General features: G+C 63.1%; 19 protein-coding genes. 2 read left to right on the top strand and 17 right to left on the bottom strand.

All coding sequences use genetic code 11. The features are described from left to right. Position 1: 1 nt before the first annotated feature. The 15 genes from ACR0J1_RS01110 to ACR0J1_RS01040 all read right to left on the bottom strand — a co-directional run bounded on the left by ACR0J1_RS01110 (position 2) and on the right by ACR0J1_RS01040 (position 12,204). On the bottom strand, positions 2-3,964 hold the full coding sequence (locus ACR0J1_RS01110) for a baseplate multidomain protein megatron (RefSeq protein ID WP_480730072.1): 3,963 nt from the start codon (positions 3,962-3,964) through the stop codon (positions 2-4). Next, positions 3,964-4,407: an NlpC/P60 family protein gene (locus ACR0J1_RS01105; protein ID WP_480730074.1), complete on the bottom strand. Its 444-nt coding sequence runs from the start codon at positions 4,405-4,407 to the stop codon at positions 3,964-3,966. The genes ACR0J1_RS01110 and ACR0J1_RS01105 overlap by 1 nt, the downstream gene beginning before the upstream one ends. Beyond that, positions 4,404-5,288: a DUF2163 domain-containing protein gene (locus ACR0J1_RS01100; RefSeq protein WP_480730076.1), complete on the bottom strand. Its 885-nt coding sequence runs from the start codon at positions 5,286-5,288 to the stop codon at positions 4,404-4,406. The genes ACR0J1_RS01105 and ACR0J1_RS01100 overlap by 4 nt, the downstream gene beginning before the upstream one ends. Then, positions 5,288-5,920, bottom strand: coding sequence for a phage distal tail protein, Rcc01695 family (locus ACR0J1_RS01095; RefSeq protein WP_480730078.1), 633 nt, complete (start codon positions 5,918-5,920; stop codon positions 5,288-5,290). Before ACR0J1_RS01095 ends, ACR0J1_RS01100 begins: the two co-directional genes overlap by 1 nt. Before the next feature lie 12 nt (positions 5,921-5,932). Next, positions 5,933-6,595 (bottom strand): phage tail tape measure protein, encoded by a 663-nt coding sequence (locus ACR0J1_RS01090; protein WP_480730080.1) that lies wholly within the window; start codon positions 6,593-6,595, stop codon positions 5,933-5,935. Continuing rightward, complete coding sequence (locus tag ACR0J1_RS01085) at positions 6,582-6,791, bottom strand: rcc01693 family protein (RefSeq protein WP_480730081.1); 210 nt, start codon at positions 6,789-6,791, stop codon at positions 6,582-6,584. The genes ACR0J1_RS01090 and ACR0J1_RS01085 overlap by 14 nt, the downstream gene beginning before the upstream one ends. Then, complete coding sequence (locus ACR0J1_RS01080; RefSeq protein WP_480730083.1) at positions 6,788-7,102, bottom strand: gene transfer agent family protein; 315 nt, start codon at positions 7,100-7,102, stop codon at positions 6,788-6,790. The genes ACR0J1_RS01085 and ACR0J1_RS01080 overlap by 4 nt, the downstream gene beginning before the upstream one ends. Then, positions 7,102-7,515: a phage major tail protein, TP901-1 family gene (locus tag ACR0J1_RS01075; RefSeq protein ID WP_170396490.1), complete on the bottom strand. Its 414-nt coding sequence runs from the start codon at positions 7,513-7,515 to the stop codon at positions 7,102-7,104. The genes ACR0J1_RS01080 and ACR0J1_RS01075 overlap by 1 nt, the downstream gene beginning before the upstream one ends. A gap of 20 nt (positions 7,516-7,535) precedes the next feature. Beyond that, complete coding sequence (locus ACR0J1_RS01070) at positions 7,536-7,949, bottom strand: DUF3168 domain-containing protein (protein ID WP_480730085.1); 414 nt, start codon at positions 7,947-7,949, stop codon at positions 7,536-7,538. Further along, complete coding sequence (locus ACR0J1_RS01065) at positions 7,946-8,284, bottom strand: phage head closure protein (protein WP_480730087.1); 339 nt, start codon at positions 8,282-8,284, stop codon at positions 7,946-7,948. The genes ACR0J1_RS01070 and ACR0J1_RS01065 overlap by 4 nt, the downstream gene beginning before the upstream one ends. Beyond that, positions 8,281-8,880 (bottom strand): head-tail connector protein, encoded by a 600-nt coding sequence (locus ACR0J1_RS01060; protein ID WP_480730089.1) that lies wholly within the window; start codon positions 8,878-8,880, stop codon positions 8,281-8,283. The genes ACR0J1_RS01065 and ACR0J1_RS01060 overlap by 4 nt, the downstream gene beginning before the upstream one ends. Positions 8,881-9,051: 171 nt before the next feature. Beyond that, a complete protein-coding gene (locus tag ACR0J1_RS01055) occupies positions 9,052-10,230 on the bottom strand; it encodes a phage major capsid protein (RefSeq protein WP_480730091.1) in 1,179 nt (392 codons plus the stop codon). A 33-nt stretch (positions 10,231-10,263) separates the two neighbouring features. Beyond that, on the bottom strand, positions 10,264-10,809 hold the full coding sequence (locus tag ACR0J1_RS01050) for an HK97 family phage prohead protease (RefSeq protein ID WP_480730093.1): 546 nt from the start codon (positions 10,807-10,809) through the stop codon (positions 10,264-10,266). 26 nt (positions 10,810-10,835) lie between these two features. After that, a complete protein-coding gene (locus ACR0J1_RS01045; RefSeq protein ID WP_480730094.1) occupies positions 10,836-11,051 on the bottom strand; it encodes a GTA head formation protein, RCAP_rcc01685 family in 216 nt (71 codons plus the stop codon). Next, on the bottom strand, positions 11,044-12,204 hold the full coding sequence (locus tag ACR0J1_RS01040; RefSeq protein WP_480730096.1) for a phage portal protein: 1,161 nt from the start codon (positions 12,202-12,204) through the stop codon (positions 11,044-11,046). The genes ACR0J1_RS01045 and ACR0J1_RS01040 overlap by 8 nt, the downstream gene beginning before the upstream one ends. 540 nt (positions 12,205-12,744) lie before the next feature. Between ACR0J1_RS01040 and ACR0J1_RS01035 the strand changes: the two genes are divergently transcribed. Next, positions 12,745-13,335 (top strand): hypothetical protein, encoded by a 591-nt coding sequence (locus ACR0J1_RS01035; RefSeq protein WP_480730098.1) that lies wholly within the window; start codon positions 12,745-12,747, stop codon positions 13,333-13,335. 99 nt (positions 13,336-13,434) lie between these two features. On the opposite strand, the gene ACR0J1_RS01030 is transcribed toward ACR0J1_RS01035, so the two are convergent. After that, positions 13,435-14,805, bottom strand: a complete 1,371-nt coding sequence (locus tag ACR0J1_RS01030; RefSeq protein ID WP_480730411.1) for a DNA-packaging protein — start codon at positions 14,803-14,805, stop codon at positions 13,435-13,437. A 433-nt stretch (positions 14,806-15,238) separates the two neighbouring features. Continuing rightward, entirely contained in the window at positions 15,239-15,613 is a 375-nt protein-coding gene (locus ACR0J1_RS01025) for a VOC family protein (protein WP_480730100.1), read from the bottom strand. Between the two features lie 39 nt (positions 15,614-15,652). Between ACR0J1_RS01025 and ACR0J1_RS01020 the strand changes: the two genes are divergently transcribed. Continuing rightward, a complete protein-coding gene (locus ACR0J1_RS01020; protein WP_480730101.1) occupies positions 15,653-16,186 on the top strand; it encodes a winged helix-turn-helix transcriptional regulator in 534 nt (177 codons plus the stop codon). The last annotated feature ends 165 nt before the right edge of the window (positions 16,187-16,351 follow it).

Here is a 16,351-nt window from a genome sequence, read left to right as displayed (position 1 = left end):
CTTACCCGACCTGCAGCCGCGCAAAGGCACCTGGCCCATAGCTGGCCGAGACCTGCGCAACCGCGACCTCGTAAGGCCCGCTCAAACCGTCCTCAAGCTTCATGGCGTCGGAATACTGCCAGTTCGGCGCGCTCACGAGCGTTTCGCGCAGCACCGCACCGCCTGCAAGGACCCGGACAAGATAGGATTCGCTTTCTTCGCCCAAGGGCACCTCCAGTCCATCCCAGTCATCCCCGTCGATCCGCGTCCGCCGTATCCATGAAACATCGTCGCCCGCAGCCGACGTCTGCACGCGCAGATGGGCGGGTGCGTAAGGCCTCAGCCCGTTGCCATCAAATGCCTCAACCAGATGCACGTAAGCCGGGTCCTCATAGCCGCGCGTGGCTGGGCCGATGCGGTAATGCTTGGCCACCCGCCGCTCGGTGCGCAGCAGCCCGGTCTGATAAACGCGCTCATCCAGCAGCACAAAGGTCGAGCCCTCGGGCCAGACATCCGGCATCAGCACATCCGTGCCAAGCTGTCCGCGTAGCCGCCCGGACAGGGTATAGACGCCGGTTTCCTGCAGGACCGCCTCGGAAAACTGGAACAGCTCCCAATTGCCGGGCGTACCATCCCCGATCGCGGCCAGATTGGCCCCGCCCAGCAGCGCCGACCGGGGCCGCGATTCCAGCAGACCGTCGATCAGGTTGACCCGGAGCGCAGGCCCTTCGTCCCAGACACCGGCGCCGGCGCGGCGCAGCGGGGTTTCGGTAAATCCGATCACCGCCTGCCCGGCGATCACCTGATGCAGCGTATAGTCCTCATCCTGTGCTGCAGAATAAGCCGCCACGCTGCCCGGCCAGGGATCGGCCGACACCGCCAGATACGGCGCATGCGGCACCTCGGAGCCAGTGATCAACGGCAAATCCATGAACACAGGCAGCACCGGCACCGGAGCGATAAACGGCTTCGTCGCTACCCCATCATCGGTCACATCCGAGGCCGCATAGACGCCCGGCTCGATCCGCACCGCGTCCGCCAGCTGCATCTCGGCCTGCTCCAGCCGGTCGATCCGGTAAAGCGCACCCGCGCCCTGCCCGGCCCCTGGCAGCCGCACCACATCCCCCGCGCCCACATGCAGCAGCGACGGCGGCAACGCAAATTTCGCCGTCTCACGCGAGACGCGGGATTCGCTCAACCACCGTTCGACCGTCTGCCGCCCTTCGGCGCGGGTCATCGACAGGGGCATCTCGTTCACCGCCACCGCATGAGTGCGGTCATCGGGCAGAACCGCCTCTTCCGCGACTACATCGTGATCCGCATCCGACTGCACGAACCGCAGGCGCACGCGGCCCGTCATCTCGGCCTCGGCCTCGCGGCGATGTTCGACCGTGCCGTCGAGGTCGGAACTGATGGCGATCTGCTCGGGGTCCAGATCATAGGCCCGCCGCCCGTCACGGGTGCGGAACACCAGCACGCCATCGCGCTCAATCGCATCGAACCCGTATCGCAGCATCAGCGGCTGCAGAGCCTGACGCGCATTCATCACATCCTCGACCGCATAGCCGCGCACCACGCCGTAAAGGCCTGAGACGTCGATATCCGTCACCCCCGCGCCGTGGCAAATCTCAGTCACCACCGAGGCCAGAGTGCGCGACCCCGACCGCCCGTTCAGCCAATGCCCACGGGCATAGTTCTCGCCATCGGTCCATTGCGACCGCAGGTTCGGAAAGGTCGGATATGGCCGCGCATCCCAAGCCCAGACATAGGCGTTCGCCATATCCACCATCGGCCCGTCATAGATGTCCGAGACCGGATTGTTCTGCGGATCATCCCAATAGCCCAGCATCGCCCGCAGGTATTGAACGAGGATAAAGTCATCCCGCATACCGTTGGAATATTTCGGCAATTCCGACTCAGACGATTTCGGGTCCAGAAACTTGTTCGGCTGGTTGGTGCCTTTGTCGATGGCCGCACAGCCCAGTTCGGTGAACCAGATCGGCTTTGACCCAGGCACCCAGGCGGTCGGGTTGTCTTGCCTCACCCCGCCAATCCGCTCGTGATGCCGGTTGCCCCACCAGTTGCGCACATCCTTGTACCGCCAGACCCAGGGCTCACCATGCGTGTCGTCGGTGATTGGGGTACGCACCTGCGCCTCGGCCTCTTCGGGCGAGGCATAGTACCAGTCATAGCCCTCGCCGCCTTCGATGTTGCCGCGCAGATAATCCAGATCGTAGATCGACCCGGCATCCGCATCCGCATGACTGTCCCCCTCGCGCCAGTCGGACAGGGGCATGTAATTGTCGATGCCCACGAAATCGATATCGTCATCCGCCCACAGCGCATCCAGATGGAAATAGCGATCTCCGCTGCCGTCCTGCGGCTGATACCCGAAATACTCCGACCAGTCCGCGGCATAGCCGATCTTGGTGCCCGAGCCCAAAATCTCGCGCACCTCAGCGGCCAGAGACCGCAACTGCGCCACCGCCGCAAAGCCCGACGCCCCACGGATTTGCGTCAGCCCGCGCAGCTCTGATCCGATGCAGAACGACGCCACGCCGCCCGCCACCTTGCACAAGGCCGCATAATGCAGAATGAACCGCCGCAGCCCCCATTCCTGCGGGCCGCGATAGGTCACCTTGCCCCCGCTGGTCGAAAACTGCGACGCCCGCGCCGTTCCGAAAAACGCCGCAACCTGCGCATCCGCCGCCGCCGTCTGATCCGGCGAACCCGCGCGCCCCGGTGCCACATCCAGCGTGATCCGCCCCCGCCACGGCAGATGAGGCTGATCACCCGCGTCAGACCACGGATCGGGCAACCCGTTGCCCTCCAATTGCTCCATCAGAATGAACGGATAGAACATGACCCGCTTGCCGGTCTTCTTCAGCCGCTTGATCGCCTGAACCACCGCCGCATCTGCTGGCGTTCCGCCATAGACCGGACGCCCATCTTTCCACCGAACGGTTCTGGCCGCCGCACGCGACACACCCGACACGCGCCACGGCATGTTCTTGCCATCGGCGCTTTTGCGTTCGACCTTCGGGCGTATCTCGCATTCGCCACAGCGCAGATCATCGCCAAACCACGACACGATCAGCGAGGCCGCCTCGCACCCCGGCAGCTCGCGGCTCAGGGCCCGCGTCGAGGTCTCCAGATCAGACCGCCCCGAGGGTGAGTTCACATTCGCCGCCCAACTGCGCCCCCGCCCCTTGGTGTAGTTCACCTGAGACGAGGCCAGCGCATATTCGCCCGTCCCCGGCATCAGCGCCACGCCCTTAACGATGCGCGACAGCGCATCCTCGGCATCCGGCAGCCCGTCCTGTTCCTGCCGCACCACCTCGAAGGAAAACTGCGGCACACGGTTGCCATAGGCCGCCAGCGCCAGATCTTCGATCACCACATAGGCCGTGCCGCGATAGGCGGGCACCTTGCCCGCCCCCTCAATCGCCTCCATCAGCGGATCGGGCAACTGATCCGGTCCGCCGCGATAGATGCGCATGTTCAGCGACCTGCGCTCAACCTCCTCGCCATCGGCCCAGATGCGCGTCACATCCGCCACCTCGCCCGCACCCACCGCAATCGCCAGCGAGATGGAATAGCTATAGCTATGCGTTGTGGTCGTCACCTCGGCAGGCTTGGGCTTGCCCTTGCCGCCGCCGGTGGACTGGGTCGAGGTCGACGTCGTCCGCGTCTCAAGAAAGTCCGAAGCCCAGATGACCTGCCCCCCGACCCGCATCCGGCCATAGACCGTGGCAACCGGCGCACCCTCGCCGGTTTCGGTCAGGCGGAACCGATCCAGACGCCCGGTCTCGACCACCTCGCTGCCGCCGCCCATCACAGATTGACCCATCATCCGGTTGTCGATCACCCGGCCCAGCGTCGCGCCCACTGCGCGGCCAATGATCGCCGTCGACAGACCCGCGACCGAGCCGCCAATCGACCCGCCCAGCGCCGCACCCGCGGCAGACAGAAGAATTGTAGCCATCAGAGAACCTCCTGCGGGAATGCGAAACAGGCGACGACGCGACGACGCCACGGCTCGCTGAGTGTGTTTTCGACAACGCCATGCCCGGAATAAGCGTGGATAAAGCGCATCGGATCGGGGTCGCTGACAATGCCCAGATGCTTGGCCACCGCCGCATCCCGCATTCGAAACAGCAGCACATCGCCCGGGGCCATATCCGCAGGCGACTTCTCGATCAGATGGCGGCGGGCGGCGGCCCACATGCGTTCCTCGCCCTGCGGCTCGGACCAGTCCATGCTGTAGACCGGCACCGTCTCGGGCTCATGCCCCCGGACCGCGCGCCAGACACCGCGCAGCAGGCCCAGACAATCGGCCCCCGCACCGCGGACCGAGGCCTGATGCACATAAGGCGTCCCCAGCCAACCACGCGCCTCGTTCACAATATCCTGTCTCGCCTGTGTCACCGCCTGCTGCCCCCTCTGTTCCGGTTGCCTTTCTTCGGCACCGCCATCACCCAATCCTCATGCGGCAGGTCAGGAAATCCCTGAAAGTTCAGAATGTTGTTGAACTTCAACCGGCAGGTACTCATGCGTTTGTCACACCCCGCCGTCAGCTGCACCCGGTCGCCCACGGCCAGCCCGCCGCCAATCCCCGACCACAGAGTGACAGAGCGCCCGTCACCCTCCCGCTGGTCTTGCTTGATCGACGCCCACAATCCCTGCGCCGCACCATCCAGCACATCCAGCCTGCCACGCTCGAACCAACCGTCGTCCGCGCCGTCGGCCCCCTGCAGGCGTAAGATGGTGCCGTCCACGCCGATGATCTCGGCCTCGGCCCGATAACCCGGCGCGTCCAGCGCAAACCGACACGCACCGTCGCCCAGCACAGCCGTACAGGGTTTCTGATAAATCCGCCCCAAAGGCCGGTTCAGCAAATCGGTCAGCCCTCGCAATTCCGCATGAAACGCCCCGCCCGCACGCCGCAACTCACCAATCGAGCCGCGAAACTGCAGCATCCGCTGCGCGGGCTCGGCCCAGTTGACCAACCAGGCCCGCACCTCGGCGCCGTCGAAACGCCCGGCCTCGATATCCTCTTCCCGGACCGAGGCATCGGACAGCGCGCCCATCGCCTCGGTGTTGTCGATCGACAAGCCAGTCGCCTGTTCGATCGCCGCCGCCGTCAGGCCCGTGCTGGCCTTGAAGACCAGCCCGTCAAAGCTCAGCTCCATGTCGTGATCGGTGAAGCCATAGGTCTGACCATCGCTTCGTGTGATGGCCCAACACCGGCAGGTCGTCGTCAACCCGCCCTGCAAATGCGCCTGCAGCGCTTGTTTGTCCCCACTCATCAGACCCGCACCTCGACCACCGGTACGTTCGGCACATCCCCGGCCTGAAAGCTGGCCACGCTGGTCTGGATCTTGTCGGTATCGAACCGCACCGGCACGTCAAACTCAAACCCGGCGGTGATCTCGACCTGCTCGGGCGGCGGCGTGGTGAATGTCACGCGGCCCGTAGCCAGATCGACCTCAAAATCCACACCCTCGCGCAACGCGTCCTGATCCAGCCCCAGCTTTACGGTGCCCAGCACCGGCTTCACGATAGGTCGCACATAGCTTGCCCCGCCCGAGCTATAGGTCTTGACCAACTGAAACCCGGTCGTCTCGCCATCTCCGCGCGCAATCACCTGATCGCCCTGAGCGACCTCAGCCGTCGCCGCGCCCGATTTGAAATCCGACCAATCCTTCCAGCGAAACCCGAACATCTGCCCCTGCCGCGCCTCGAAGAACGAGATCAGCGTCTCGATATCATCCAGCGACCGCATCCCCAGCCCCGCATCATAGCGCCTGCGCGAATGCGCCCAGGGGGTGTTGCGCTCTTCGAACCCGTTGGCCAGCGTCACAATATCCGTGCGCCGCTCGGGCCCGCCGACCGAGCCGAAACTCAGGCTGGCGGGAAATCTCACCTCATGAAAATTCATCCCCTGCTCCCCTTATCTGTTGCGATTGCCGCGGCCCAAGGCGCGGCTCATCTGCGCCGCGATCTGCCCCTGAGACCGGCGGAATCCCTGCACATCCGGCGTGCTGATATTCATCACCACGTTCACCGCACGGCCCCCGCCCTGCGTCCGCACGCCCAGCTTGCCATCCGCGCCGCGCGCCAGCGGCATGATCGCCTCGGGGCCCGCCTCGCCCATCAACCCGGTGCCCCCGCGCATCGGGAACATGGTCGGGCTGCTGACAACGCCGCCATTGGCAAACGGCATCACCCGGCCTTGGGAAAAACTGCCGCCATCCGCAAACGGCAGAATGCCCTGCACCAGATTGCCAACCCCATTGGCCAGCATGCCGCCGAAATGATCCGTCACCGGCTTGATCGCCGCCGAATAGGCGGTCTTGATCATCGAGTTCTTCAGCACATCCAGCGCGCCAGACAGGTTCATCCCGTCCAGCACCACGCCATCAAACGCCTTGCGCAGCCCGCCGGACATGCCACGTTCCAACGTCGCCACATCCTTGCCGGTCTCTTCGAACGCGGCCCTGATCCGCTTCATCTGCCCGCCAAACGCTCCGGCCATGGTCGCCGCATCGCCCAAAGCATCGCCCAGCGCCTCTCCCCGCTCCTGCAGGTCGTCAAACCCTTCACGATCCGTCATCACGCTCTCCTTGTGTCTTGTCCGGATAGGCCGACAGCAGCGCATCCAGCCCCGCCCGGTTCATCGCAGGCATCCCCGCGCCCTGCCCCAGCATCAGCCGCAACTCGGCCGGGGTCAGACGCCAGAACTGGTCCGGCGTCAGGCGCAGTCCGAGGAATCCGGCCCGCATCAGCGCGGGCCAGTCGAACCCGCTCACTCGGGCACCATGAAGGCGCGCGCCAGCAGCTCAGCCGCCGCCTTCGCACCAGCCATCGGCCCGCCGTCGATCTCGGCATGCAGCAGGTCATCGCGGCTCACCTGCGCCCCACCGCCCCGCAGCCCGGCAACAAGCAACGCCAGCACATCGCTGCTGGAATATCCGCCGCCCTCAAACCGCTGCACCAGCTCGACCAGAGACCCGGCCTGCAACTCCTGCTCCAATTCCGCCAAAGCACCCAATGTCAGCTTGAGCACCCGCTGCTCCCCATCGATGGTCAGCGCCACCTCGCCCGTCCACGGATTGGCCATCAGAGCGCCGTAAAGCTCAGCGCACCAGCGCTTGCCATGCTCATCTCATAGGTCGCCTCACCGTTATGCGAGCCCGCATATTCGATGCTGCTGACCTGAAACGGGCCTTCAACGATGCCAAAATCCGGGATGATCACCTGAAACCCCGGCGTTTCACCGTCAAAGAACAGCTGACGCGCACGCTCGTCGGTCCCCGCATCCTTGAACACGCCCGAGCCGGAAATCGCAGCGGATTTCACCCCCGCTCCTGACAGCAACTCGCGCCACCCGCCCTGACTTTCCAGGCTGGTGACATCCACGCTTTCCGCGTTGAAACTGATCCGCGTGGCGCGCAGCCCCGCGATGGTCTCGAACAGGCCCGTGCCGTTCATATCCACTTTGACCAACAGGTCTTTTCCGTTCTGGGCAGCCATATGCTCTCTCCGTTGATTGCTTAGTCGTCTTCCACGCGGGCGCGGAATCTCAGATTGATCTGGCGGATTGCACCGCCGGTTCCCGTGCGCCGGGCGCTGGCGCGTTCGAACCACAGGCCAACCAGACGGCCCCGGTCCAATGTCAGCGCCGCACCTTCCAGCGCGTCACACACCGCGCCTGCCAGCGTCTTGGCCGCACCAAACCCCGCCACCTCGGACACAACCGAGACCGTGAAGCGATGCACCGCGCCCACGCCCGACCGATCCGAGGCATCGCGCACCTCCTCCGGCCCCAGCGTCACATAGGTTTGCGGCAACACACCCGAGGGCACCGCATCATAAATCGCCCCGCCCGACAGCGCGCCGACCTGCGCATCCGCTGATAACTGCTGAAACACCGCCGCTTGCAACGCGGCTGATACGCCGTAACTCATGCCGCCACCTCTTCATCTGCAAAACAGGTCAGGTACTGGCCGCGCCCATCGCGCTCAGCCACCGCGCGGATCACAAACCGCCGCGATCCCTCGCGAAACCGCTGATCCGGCGCAGGCCGCATGTCGGACCCTTCGGGCGCACCACGCACCACGATCCGATACCCAACCCGCGATACCGAGGCGCCACCCACGGCCCGCTCCGCCCCGCTGCGCGCCGTCACGTCGGCCCAAAGCGCGCCCAACGCGGCCCATGTCTCGGTGTAGCCCCCCGCGCCATCGGCCACGCGCGTGGGGGCCTCAAGCACCAGCTTGCGGTTCAATCGCGGCGTGCTCATTGCATCACCCCCGCGCCGAAACGCACCGTGCGATAGCGCTGGATCAGGCTGGTGACGCCAAAAGGCATGCACCCCGCGCCCAGCGCCGTCTCATCGCGGTATTCATAATAATGCGCCGCCAACAGCAGCACCGCCTGCCCCAAATCAGCGGGCAACCCGCCCCAATCCGCAGCCATCCCGGCAGTGAAACCAATCTTCACCGACCCACCTGTCTGCACCTTAGGCAAACAAGATCCCGAAGGGCGCAGCCGAGGGCGCTGCATATCGCCTTCCAGCCGATACCCCGACGCGTCCACCACAGTCTCGGCTCCCGCCGCATCGCTCAGCGTCACCGCGCCAACCGAGACCACCGGGGCCACCGGCAGAACCTCACCCGCCGGATCACGCCAGGCACTAACGGTCCACGAGAAATCCCGCTCAATCAGCACCTTGCCGGTCCGCGCCTCAATCGCCGCGAGGGCCGCGCGCAGAAACCCTTTCAGCACTTCGTCCTGCACATCACCCTCGGCAAACCCCGTGCCCAGCCGCAGATGCGCCTTGAACTGATCCACCGGCAGCGCCGCATCCGCGATGGCGGTTTCTTCGATCAACATCATCCATTCACTCCGCAATCTCGGACCCCTCCGGGGCCTCTGTCAGGAAAATGACGGGCACGCGCCGCCCCACGTTGCTCGGACGGAGGGGAGCAGCTAGACAACGCGAGGATTCACCCCGGCCCGCGCCCGCCGCCCGAGGGGCCATGCAGCCCCCCGGATTCAGCCCGCGGTTCAGGCGGTGCCGAATTTCACCAGCTTGATCGCAGCAAAATCGCTCACATCTCCGCCCACGCGCTTGGTCGCGTAGAACAGGACATGCGGCTTGGCGCTGAACGGGTCGCGCAGCACGCGCAGATCAGGGCGTTCGGCAATGGTGTAACCCGCCTGAAAGTCACCAAACGCAATCGAGAAGCTGTCGGTACCCGCATCCGGCATATCCTCGGCAATCAGCACCGGATACCCCATCAGACGCGCAGGCTCACCGGCGGCCAGACCGTCCGACCACAAGAAGCGGCCATCGCTGTCCTTCAGCTTGCGGATCAGACCCGCGGTTTTCGAGTTCATCACGAAGGTGCCGTTGACCCGATACTGCGCCCCCAGCGCATAGACCACATCCACGATGGCATCCGCATCAACACCGCCATCTGTGCCCGTCGCCACATAGCCCAGATTGCCCCAGGTCCAGACGTCATTATCGACAGCCGGGTGGTCAAGAATACCCTTGGGCTTGTCCGCCCCATCGCCACCAATAAACGCCGCCGCCTCGGCGCGAGCGAACTTGTCGGCAATACGACCGGCCAGCCAGCCCTCGACATCAAACGCGCTGTCGTCCAGCAAGCGTTGCGAGGCTTTAGGCAGCGCACTCAGCTCGTGCAGCGGGATGGAAATCCGGTCAATCGACGGCGTCGCGGTCTCTGCGGTGGCCGAGGTCTCATCCGCCCAGCCCGCGCCCACATCCGTATGGTCGATCAACACATCGAACGAGTTCGCCTCGACATTCACCACCGATGCAATCGAGCGGATCGAGGCCGTCGAGTTCAGCACGGACTTGATCATCTCAGCGGTCTGCGGATCAACCAGATAACCGCCATCACTGTTCACTGCGCTCGACAGCGATTTGGCCTCAATCTCCAGCCCGCGCAGCCCGTCATCCTCGCCCGACCGCACATAGGCGTCGAATGCCTTCTGATGTGGGGCACCGTCCTCAACGGAGGCCGCAAGATGCGGACGCGCCGCGATGGTTGATTTACGATCCAGCATGGTCAGTCGCTCTTCTGTCTGTTGCAGTTGGGTTTTAACTTCGGCCTTGAGGCCCTTGAATTCATTCACGAAGCCAGCCATCGCCTGCTTCACCTCCTGAACCAGGGGCGCACCCTCTCCGGTCAAGGCCGGGGTCTCGGTCTTGCTCATCAGCACTTCCTTTTCTGGGTGGGTTTTGAGGCGCTAGATCCGCGCCAGCTCCTGCCGGGCGTCACGGAACACCTCGGCAATATTGCGCCAGGTGAACGCAACTTCGGGGTCCGTCCCCTTCGCCGCCACCCGCGCACTGGGCAGCATCGGGAACGTCACCAAGGACACCTCCCACAGCTCCAGTTCGGTCAGGACCCGCTGGCCCTTGTCATTCTTCACGGCCCGCTTTGTGCGATAGCCAATCGACAGACCATCCATCGCGCCCGCCCGGATCAGCTCAGCCGCCTCACGACCCTTTTGGGTGGCCTCCAGCAGACGCCCCTTGACCCACAGGCCCCGGTCGTCCTCGCGCACCTCATCCCAGACGCCGATAGGCTGCGCCGGATCGTGCTGCCACAGCATCTTGACCCGCTGCCCCGCCTTGGACAGCCCATCAAGCGAGCCGCGATACGCCCCGCGCTGCACCACATCGCTGCCCTGATCGACCTGCCCGAACAGGCTGGCATAGCCCTCGATCACCGCATCCTCGGACACTGACAACCCGTCGCCAAACCGCGCGAATTTATGTTCCAAATCCATGAACTTCTCCATGTAACCCACTGACATTACGGCGCCACCACCAACAACGACTGAAACGCCTGCGCCAAAATCACCGCCGCCACGCCGTAAACCGTCAGCCACAACCGCTTCTCCAGCCGCTCCATCATCTCTTCGATCTGATCCAACCTGCGGCACAAATGCGCGTGCTGGATCTCGGCCACCCGCTCATGCGCGGCCAGCCTCAGCCCCGGCGCACACTCGAACGAGGGATAATCACCCATCGCCACGCTCCGGCAACCCCAGCAGCGCGCGCTTTTCAGCATCCGTCAGGAAATCGGCCCCATTGACCCGCGCCCATTGCGCATCGCGTTCCGCCGACAGCGCAGGCACCTGATCCATGTCGGGCTTCAGCACCAGATCCTCACCCGAGAACCTCGCCAGCCATTCCGACACCGCCGCCGCCACCCGCGTCACCAGGGGCAGCACGGTCAGGCGATAGAACGCCCGGTTGGCCTCCTGATAGTTCGAATAGGTCGCGTCGCCTTGTATCCCCAGCAGCATCGGCGGGACCCCAAAGGCCAACGCGATCTCGCGGGCGGCGGCTTCCTTGGTCTTCTGAAACTCCATATCGGACGGAGAGAACCCCATCGGCTTCCAATCCAGCCCCCCCTCCAGAACCATCGGACGGCCAGCATTGCGCGCGCCGCGATAGTTCTGCTCGATCTCATCCGACAGACGCCGGAACTGATCCTCGGCCATCACCCCATGGCCATCACCCTTCCAAACCAGCGCCCCCGAAGGCCGCGCAGCATTATCCAACAGCGATTTCGACCACCGGGACGCGCTGTTATGCACATCAATCGCCATCGCCGCCGCCTGCATCGGCGAGAACCCATAGTGGTCATCCTGAGGGTGAAACGACTTGATATGACAGATATTTTCCGCCGCAAACCGGTGCTTTTTGCCACCCACCGCGTAATCATACGCCTTGGGCCAGCCATCCGCCCCCGGCACCACGCTCATCCGGTCCGAGCGCAGCACATGCAGCTCAACCGGCAAGCCTTCGTCAGCCTGCACAGCCTCAACATACGCATTGCCCGACAGCAACAACTGGCCGAACAAGGCCTCCATCAACTCCGCCCGCCCCTGCGCCGCATTCGGACGGCGCATCAGCGACAGGATCGGATGAGTATCAAACCGTTGTGCCTGATCCTGCAACACCAAAGGCAACGCCGCCGCCGCCTCAGCAATCAGCTTGACCGAGCGAAACCCCACCGGATTCCCCGAAAACCCCGTCCGCGTCAGCGACACCGCATCCCGAGGGCTCCACGCCACGCGCCCGCCCGTCTGCCACGCCACCACAGGCCCCGCCGCGCTCGCCTTCGCCTCGGGCGCTTCGCCTGCCGATCCACGACGCAAGAAATCGAATACCATCTGTGCTCCTTTCTGCCGCCGCTCTGCCCGGCTTGTTGAAAGGAGTTATGACGGAAAGAAGTTTAAGGCTTGGGAATGGGGCGTACGTCGGGTGGGCAACAGTCTTAGGCTCGACAATCGCACCAGTTGCCATGACACCTGGGTTCAAGCGCTACATAAAACGGTTGATAAAACAGGAAAGTTCAGCCAAGTGACAAAGATTGACCGTACATTTGCTGAAACTAGAACAAGTGAACATAACTTATGCTCGAGTTATTAGTATTTACGGCCGCAGACCGAAGGTACGAACCGTTTGTTTTGCCCTATATGGTCTCTGTCTTGTGGTCCAATCCTGATACCATTGTTGAAGTCTGTGTCGAGGACGAAGATAGTTTTCGGAGAGAATTTCGGAGTGGCTTAGAAGTCCTCGAACGCCATTGCGCGGGTAGGTTTGCGATTTCCACCGGTAGACACTTTGACCAGGTGTCGAACACGGTCCGGTTTTTGGAGACGCCCCGCAATCAAGCACGCTACGTTTACATCGGGGATATAGACATACTCGTGCTTGAGCGTATTGCCCCAGATCACATTGAAAATATGCGGGTACTTGGTTTGCCCTATAGCAACATACAGCGACCATCCGGGAAGAAAGCACTTAGCGGTTTACATTTTTCAGATTGGGATGCCTATTATCCGCTTCCTAACGACTATCCAAAACAACGAATTAATTTGGACGAGTGCTTTCTATACGATCTCATTGTTGCACGTGGGCTCGGCCTTCCTGATCCATCACATACCTTTCGTCCCTTACACGGGTATCATATGTCGCTAAATCGGGATCCACGAATTCCTGGTGTGGGAGGATGGGGGTATACACGAAATCGCAGCTACGCCCTGTCGTTTAACAAGTTACGACAAAGCGATCTTTGGCGCGATTCCGCACCTTGTTTTTCACCGGACTACCTGAAGCTTCTTTACATTCTTGAAGTCAGCATTGCGTTTCATTTCCCTGACTTATTTGAGAGTTCTTCGCTTTCACCTATGCCCTCTGTACGAAGCTTGTTTATTACCGAGAAACCGCGCACGCATCCCATCAAAAAATGGAGAAATATACTAGCCCTCGGAAAAAGTCGGGCTGCCGATCGAACCTGAGTCGGGTAATCCGCTGTTTAAATGAACGGTCTATCCCAAATTCTTGTTCGGAAGAGAGCCACGTTGGGGGAACAGGAATTCGCGTGTTTTTTGACCACCTCACAAACTCCGCACCCTAGGCCGCCGATACGCCCCCGCAGGCCCCACCAACAACTCATGCAGTGCCCAGACCAGCGCGTCGACACGGTCGGGCGAGCCCTGACCCTCGAACCCGCGCGCGGTCATCTGGCACATCTGCTCCTCCAGCGCGTCCAGCCCGGCCACATGGCTCACCCGCCCCTGCTCGTACAATGCCGCCACAGGCTCGGACCGCGCGACCTTGCCGCGGGAGGCCCGCACGGCGCGATACGGAACCAGAGGGTCCACCTGCCGCACGACCTCTTCCACCAGTTGCCCGCCCTGATTGACCTCGGCCACCAGCCGTTCGGCCCCGAATTCACCCATCGCGTCAATCGCCGCCTGCGCCCAGCCCGCAGGACCCGCGCCCTGCACTGTCCGGTCGGCCAGCACATAGGCGCGCCAGTCCTCGGGCGGCCCCTGTAGCTGAGCGCCCACGACCACGATCCCACAGGCATCGGCATCCGCCCCCGCCGTCACCGCCGGGTCCAGCGCCACCACGATCCGGTCCAATTCGGGCACCTGTGCGCACCGCGCCGCCTCCAGCATCGAACCGGTCCACAACGCGCCTTCAGCATCCGACAGCAGCACCCCGTCCAACTCCTGCCGCCCCAGCCGGGTGCCCGCATAGCGCGCGCGCACCTCGTCCAAGAAGGAACCCGCCAGATTGGCCCGGTTCGCCTCGGTCGGCGCATGGGTCTGAACGGTCGAGTGCGACGCCAGCAACTCCTTCAAAACCTTCACATTGCGCGGAGTGGTCGTCACGCAAACCCGAGGCCGATCCCCCAACCGCAGCGCAAATTGCAACATATTCCAGGTTTCCCCGGCCTTTTTCCACTTGGCTAATTCATCCACCCAGGCCGCATCGAACTGAGGCCCGCGCAGCCCCTCGGGGTCATGCGCCGAAAACGCCTGCGCCTCGGCGCCGTTGGGCCAGACCAGCTTGCGTTCCGATGCCTTCCACGTGGGCCTGCGATCCGGCGGCGAGCACTGCAAAATCCCGCTGTCACCAAAGATCATCACATCGCGCACCTGATCAAAGGTCTCACCAACCAAAGCCACCCGACACGCCTCGCCTTTGTCCAAAGGCAAAGACCCCTCAACCATCGACCGCACCCACTCAGCTCCGGCCCGCGTCTTGCCAGCCCCCCGGCCGCCCATGATCACCCATGACCGCCAGTCGCCTTCGGGCGGCAACTGATGCGGCAGCGCCCAGAACTCGAACAGGAAAGGGAGGGCACACAGCCCTCCCTCCCCGATCTCACTCAGAAACCTGTCCTGCACCGCAGCAGGCGCGGAGGCGAGCCAGCCTGCACCCGATCTCAGATCGTGCCCGATCAAGGTCGAGCGCATAGCCCCCTTGGGCAATTCCGGCTTGTCTGTGATGTTGTTCGACAAAGCTTGTCTCCACTTTCTGGCAACTGCGGATCAGCCCCTCTAGCTGACCCAGTTGCTTGCCTGTTCCGGCAAGGTCTGCATCCTCCCCGGCACCGATCTGTTTTCGCAGTTCTTCCGCTGCCTGGCGCAGATCGCGAATGGACCTCTCCAGCGACATCAACAAATCCGCCGTCTGTGAAATCCGCTCTTCCGGGGTAATCAAAGTCATGTTTGGCTATTGACCTCATGCGTGAGTTTTTCCGCACGAGAGAAACGAAAAACGGCCGCCGGGTCGCCCCGGGGCCGTTGCCCACTTCTTCTAGCATGACATAAGAGATACGCGATTAAGTTCGCAAAGTCAATGAGTTACGCAACACGGACGCAACACCCACCGGACGCCATGTTAACATCAACCCCCGGTCAGATCCTGCGCCAGCATCATCGCGTTCTTGTCCGGGTCATAGAATGTGGCCGTGCTGACCATCCCTTCGACCGTGTCCGTCGGGCCATCAAACGCCACCCCTGCGGCCTCCAACGCGCCCCGCGCCGTGGCAATATCTCCGACCTCGTAGACCGGAACGCAGTTGCCCGGCGTCGGTTCTGCCTGCTCTCCCAGACCCAAGGTCACGCCGTCGACATTGGTGCGCATCTCGCTCCACCCCGCTTCATCAATATGGTGGACCAGCTCGAACCCAAGCTTGTCGCTATACCAATCCGCGCTGGCGTGACGGTCCCGAACCGAAATCGCGAATGTGATTGTATTTCTCAATGAAACGAGCGGCATCGATCTTCCCTTCGTATTAAAATATAGTTACTATACTTTATGGACATTAACCTGCTTGTCAAGCTGACTGCACGCGCATGGTCACTGAACATCCTGGCCCTGATGCACACGGGCGTTCCCGGCCGTCAGGCGCCCTTGCTTGCCAAGACCAGCGCCAGCCGAACGGCCTTTGCGGCAAGCCTCGACCATCTCGTCCAACTCGGCCTGATCGAGAGAAACCCCGGGCATGGCCACCCCCTGCGCCCCGAATTCCGCCTCACCGCCGCCGGGACCCAAGCCGCACGGATCGCCCACGCGGTCATCAAAGTCGCGCCCGCAGACGCCAACAAGCTTCTCCGCAAATCCTGGACCGTGCCCATCCTGGCCCTGACCGGCACCCCGCATCGTTTTTCAGCGATCAAATCGGATCTGCCCCCCATCACCGACCGCGCCCTGTCCTCGTCCCTGCATCAGCTCGAGGATCACAACTGGATCAGGCGCGATATCGAGACCTCAGGGCGGATGCCCTTCCCCACTTATTGCGCGGTGAACACCGGGCTTGCGGTCCATCAGGCGGTCGGACTGAGGCACTAGGCGCCGCGGCGTTCTGAAGACAGCTCTCAGAAAACGCCACCCGACAGCTTGACAAATCCCCACTCAACCCGCATGTGCCCTATCAAGCAGCGCTGCCGCGTGAGCATTCGGGCCGTCGATATGGCCCCACAGCGCCCGATTCACCCATAGTTCCCCATCACGCAG

The sequence above is a fragment of the Ruegeria sp. CJ3 genome (assembly GCF_056536725.1).
The sequence above is the reverse complement of the archived record's forward strand: the minus strand, read 5'-3'. Positions and strand labels throughout refer to the sequence as shown.

Excerpts from the sequence above, each read along its gene's own strand:
- ACR0J1_RS01110 (WP_480730072.1), bottom strand. The coding sequence starts at position 3,964 with ATGGCTACAATTCTTCTGTCTGCCGCGGGTGCGGCGCTGGGCGGGTCG.
- ACR0J1_RS01100 (WP_480730076.1), bottom strand. The coding sequence starts at position 5,288 with ATGAGTGGGGACAAACAAGCGCTGCAGGCGCATTTGCAGGGCGGGTTG.
- ACR0J1_RS01095 (WP_480730078.1), bottom strand. The coding sequence starts at position 5,920 with ATGAATTTTCATGAGGTGAGATTTCCCGCCAGCCTGAGTTTCGGCTCG.
- ACR0J1_RS01090 (WP_480730080.1), bottom strand. The coding sequence starts at position 6,595 with ATGACGGATCGTGAAGGGTTTGACGACCTGCAGGAGCGGGGAGAGGCG.
- ACR0J1_RS01080 (WP_480730083.1), bottom strand. The coding sequence starts at position 7,102 with ATGGCCAATCCGTGGACGGGCGAGGTGGCGCTGACCATCGATGGGGAG.
- ACR0J1_RS01075 (WP_170396490.1), bottom strand. The coding sequence starts at position 7,515 with ATGGCTGCCCAGAACGGAAAAGACCTGTTGGTCAAAGTGGATATGAAC.
- ACR0J1_RS01070 (WP_480730085.1), bottom strand. The coding sequence starts at position 7,949 with ATGAGTTACGGCGTATCAGCCGCGTTGCAAGCGGCGGTGTTTCAGCAG.
- ACR0J1_RS01065 (WP_480730087.1), bottom strand. The coding sequence starts at position 8,284 with ATGAGCACGCCGCGATTGAACCGCAAGCTGGTGCTTGAGGCCCCCACG.
- ACR0J1_RS01060 (WP_480730089.1), bottom strand. The coding sequence starts at position 8,880 with ATGATGTTGATCGAAGAAACCGCCATCGCGGATGCGGCGCTGCCGGTG.
- ACR0J1_RS01055 (WP_480730091.1), bottom strand. The coding sequence starts at position 10,230 with ATGAGCAAGACCGAGACCCCGGCCTTGACCGGAGAGGGTGCGCCCCTG.
- ACR0J1_RS01050 (WP_480730093.1), bottom strand. The coding sequence starts at position 10,809 with ATGGATTTGGAACATAAATTCGCGCGGTTTGGCGACGGGTTGTCAGTG.
- ACR0J1_RS01045 (WP_480730094.1), bottom strand. The coding sequence starts at position 11,051 with ATGGGTGATTATCCCTCGTTCGAGTGTGCGCCGGGGCTGAGGCTGGCC.
- ACR0J1_RS01040 (WP_480730096.1), bottom strand. The coding sequence starts at position 12,204 with ATGGTATTCGATTTCTTGCGTCGTGGATCGGCAGGCGAAGCGCCCGAG.
- ACR0J1_RS01030 (WP_480730411.1), bottom strand. The coding sequence starts at position 14,805 with ATGCGCTCGACCTTGATCGGGCACGATCTGAGATCGGGTGCAGGCTGG.
- ACR0J1_RS01025 (WP_480730100.1), bottom strand. The coding sequence starts at position 15,613 with ATGCCGCTCGTTTCATTGAGAAATACAATCACATTCGCGATTTCGGTT.
- ACR0J1_RS01020 (WP_480730101.1), top strand. The coding sequence starts at position 15,653 with ATGGACATTAACCTGCTTGTCAAGCTGACTGCACGCGCATGGTCACTG.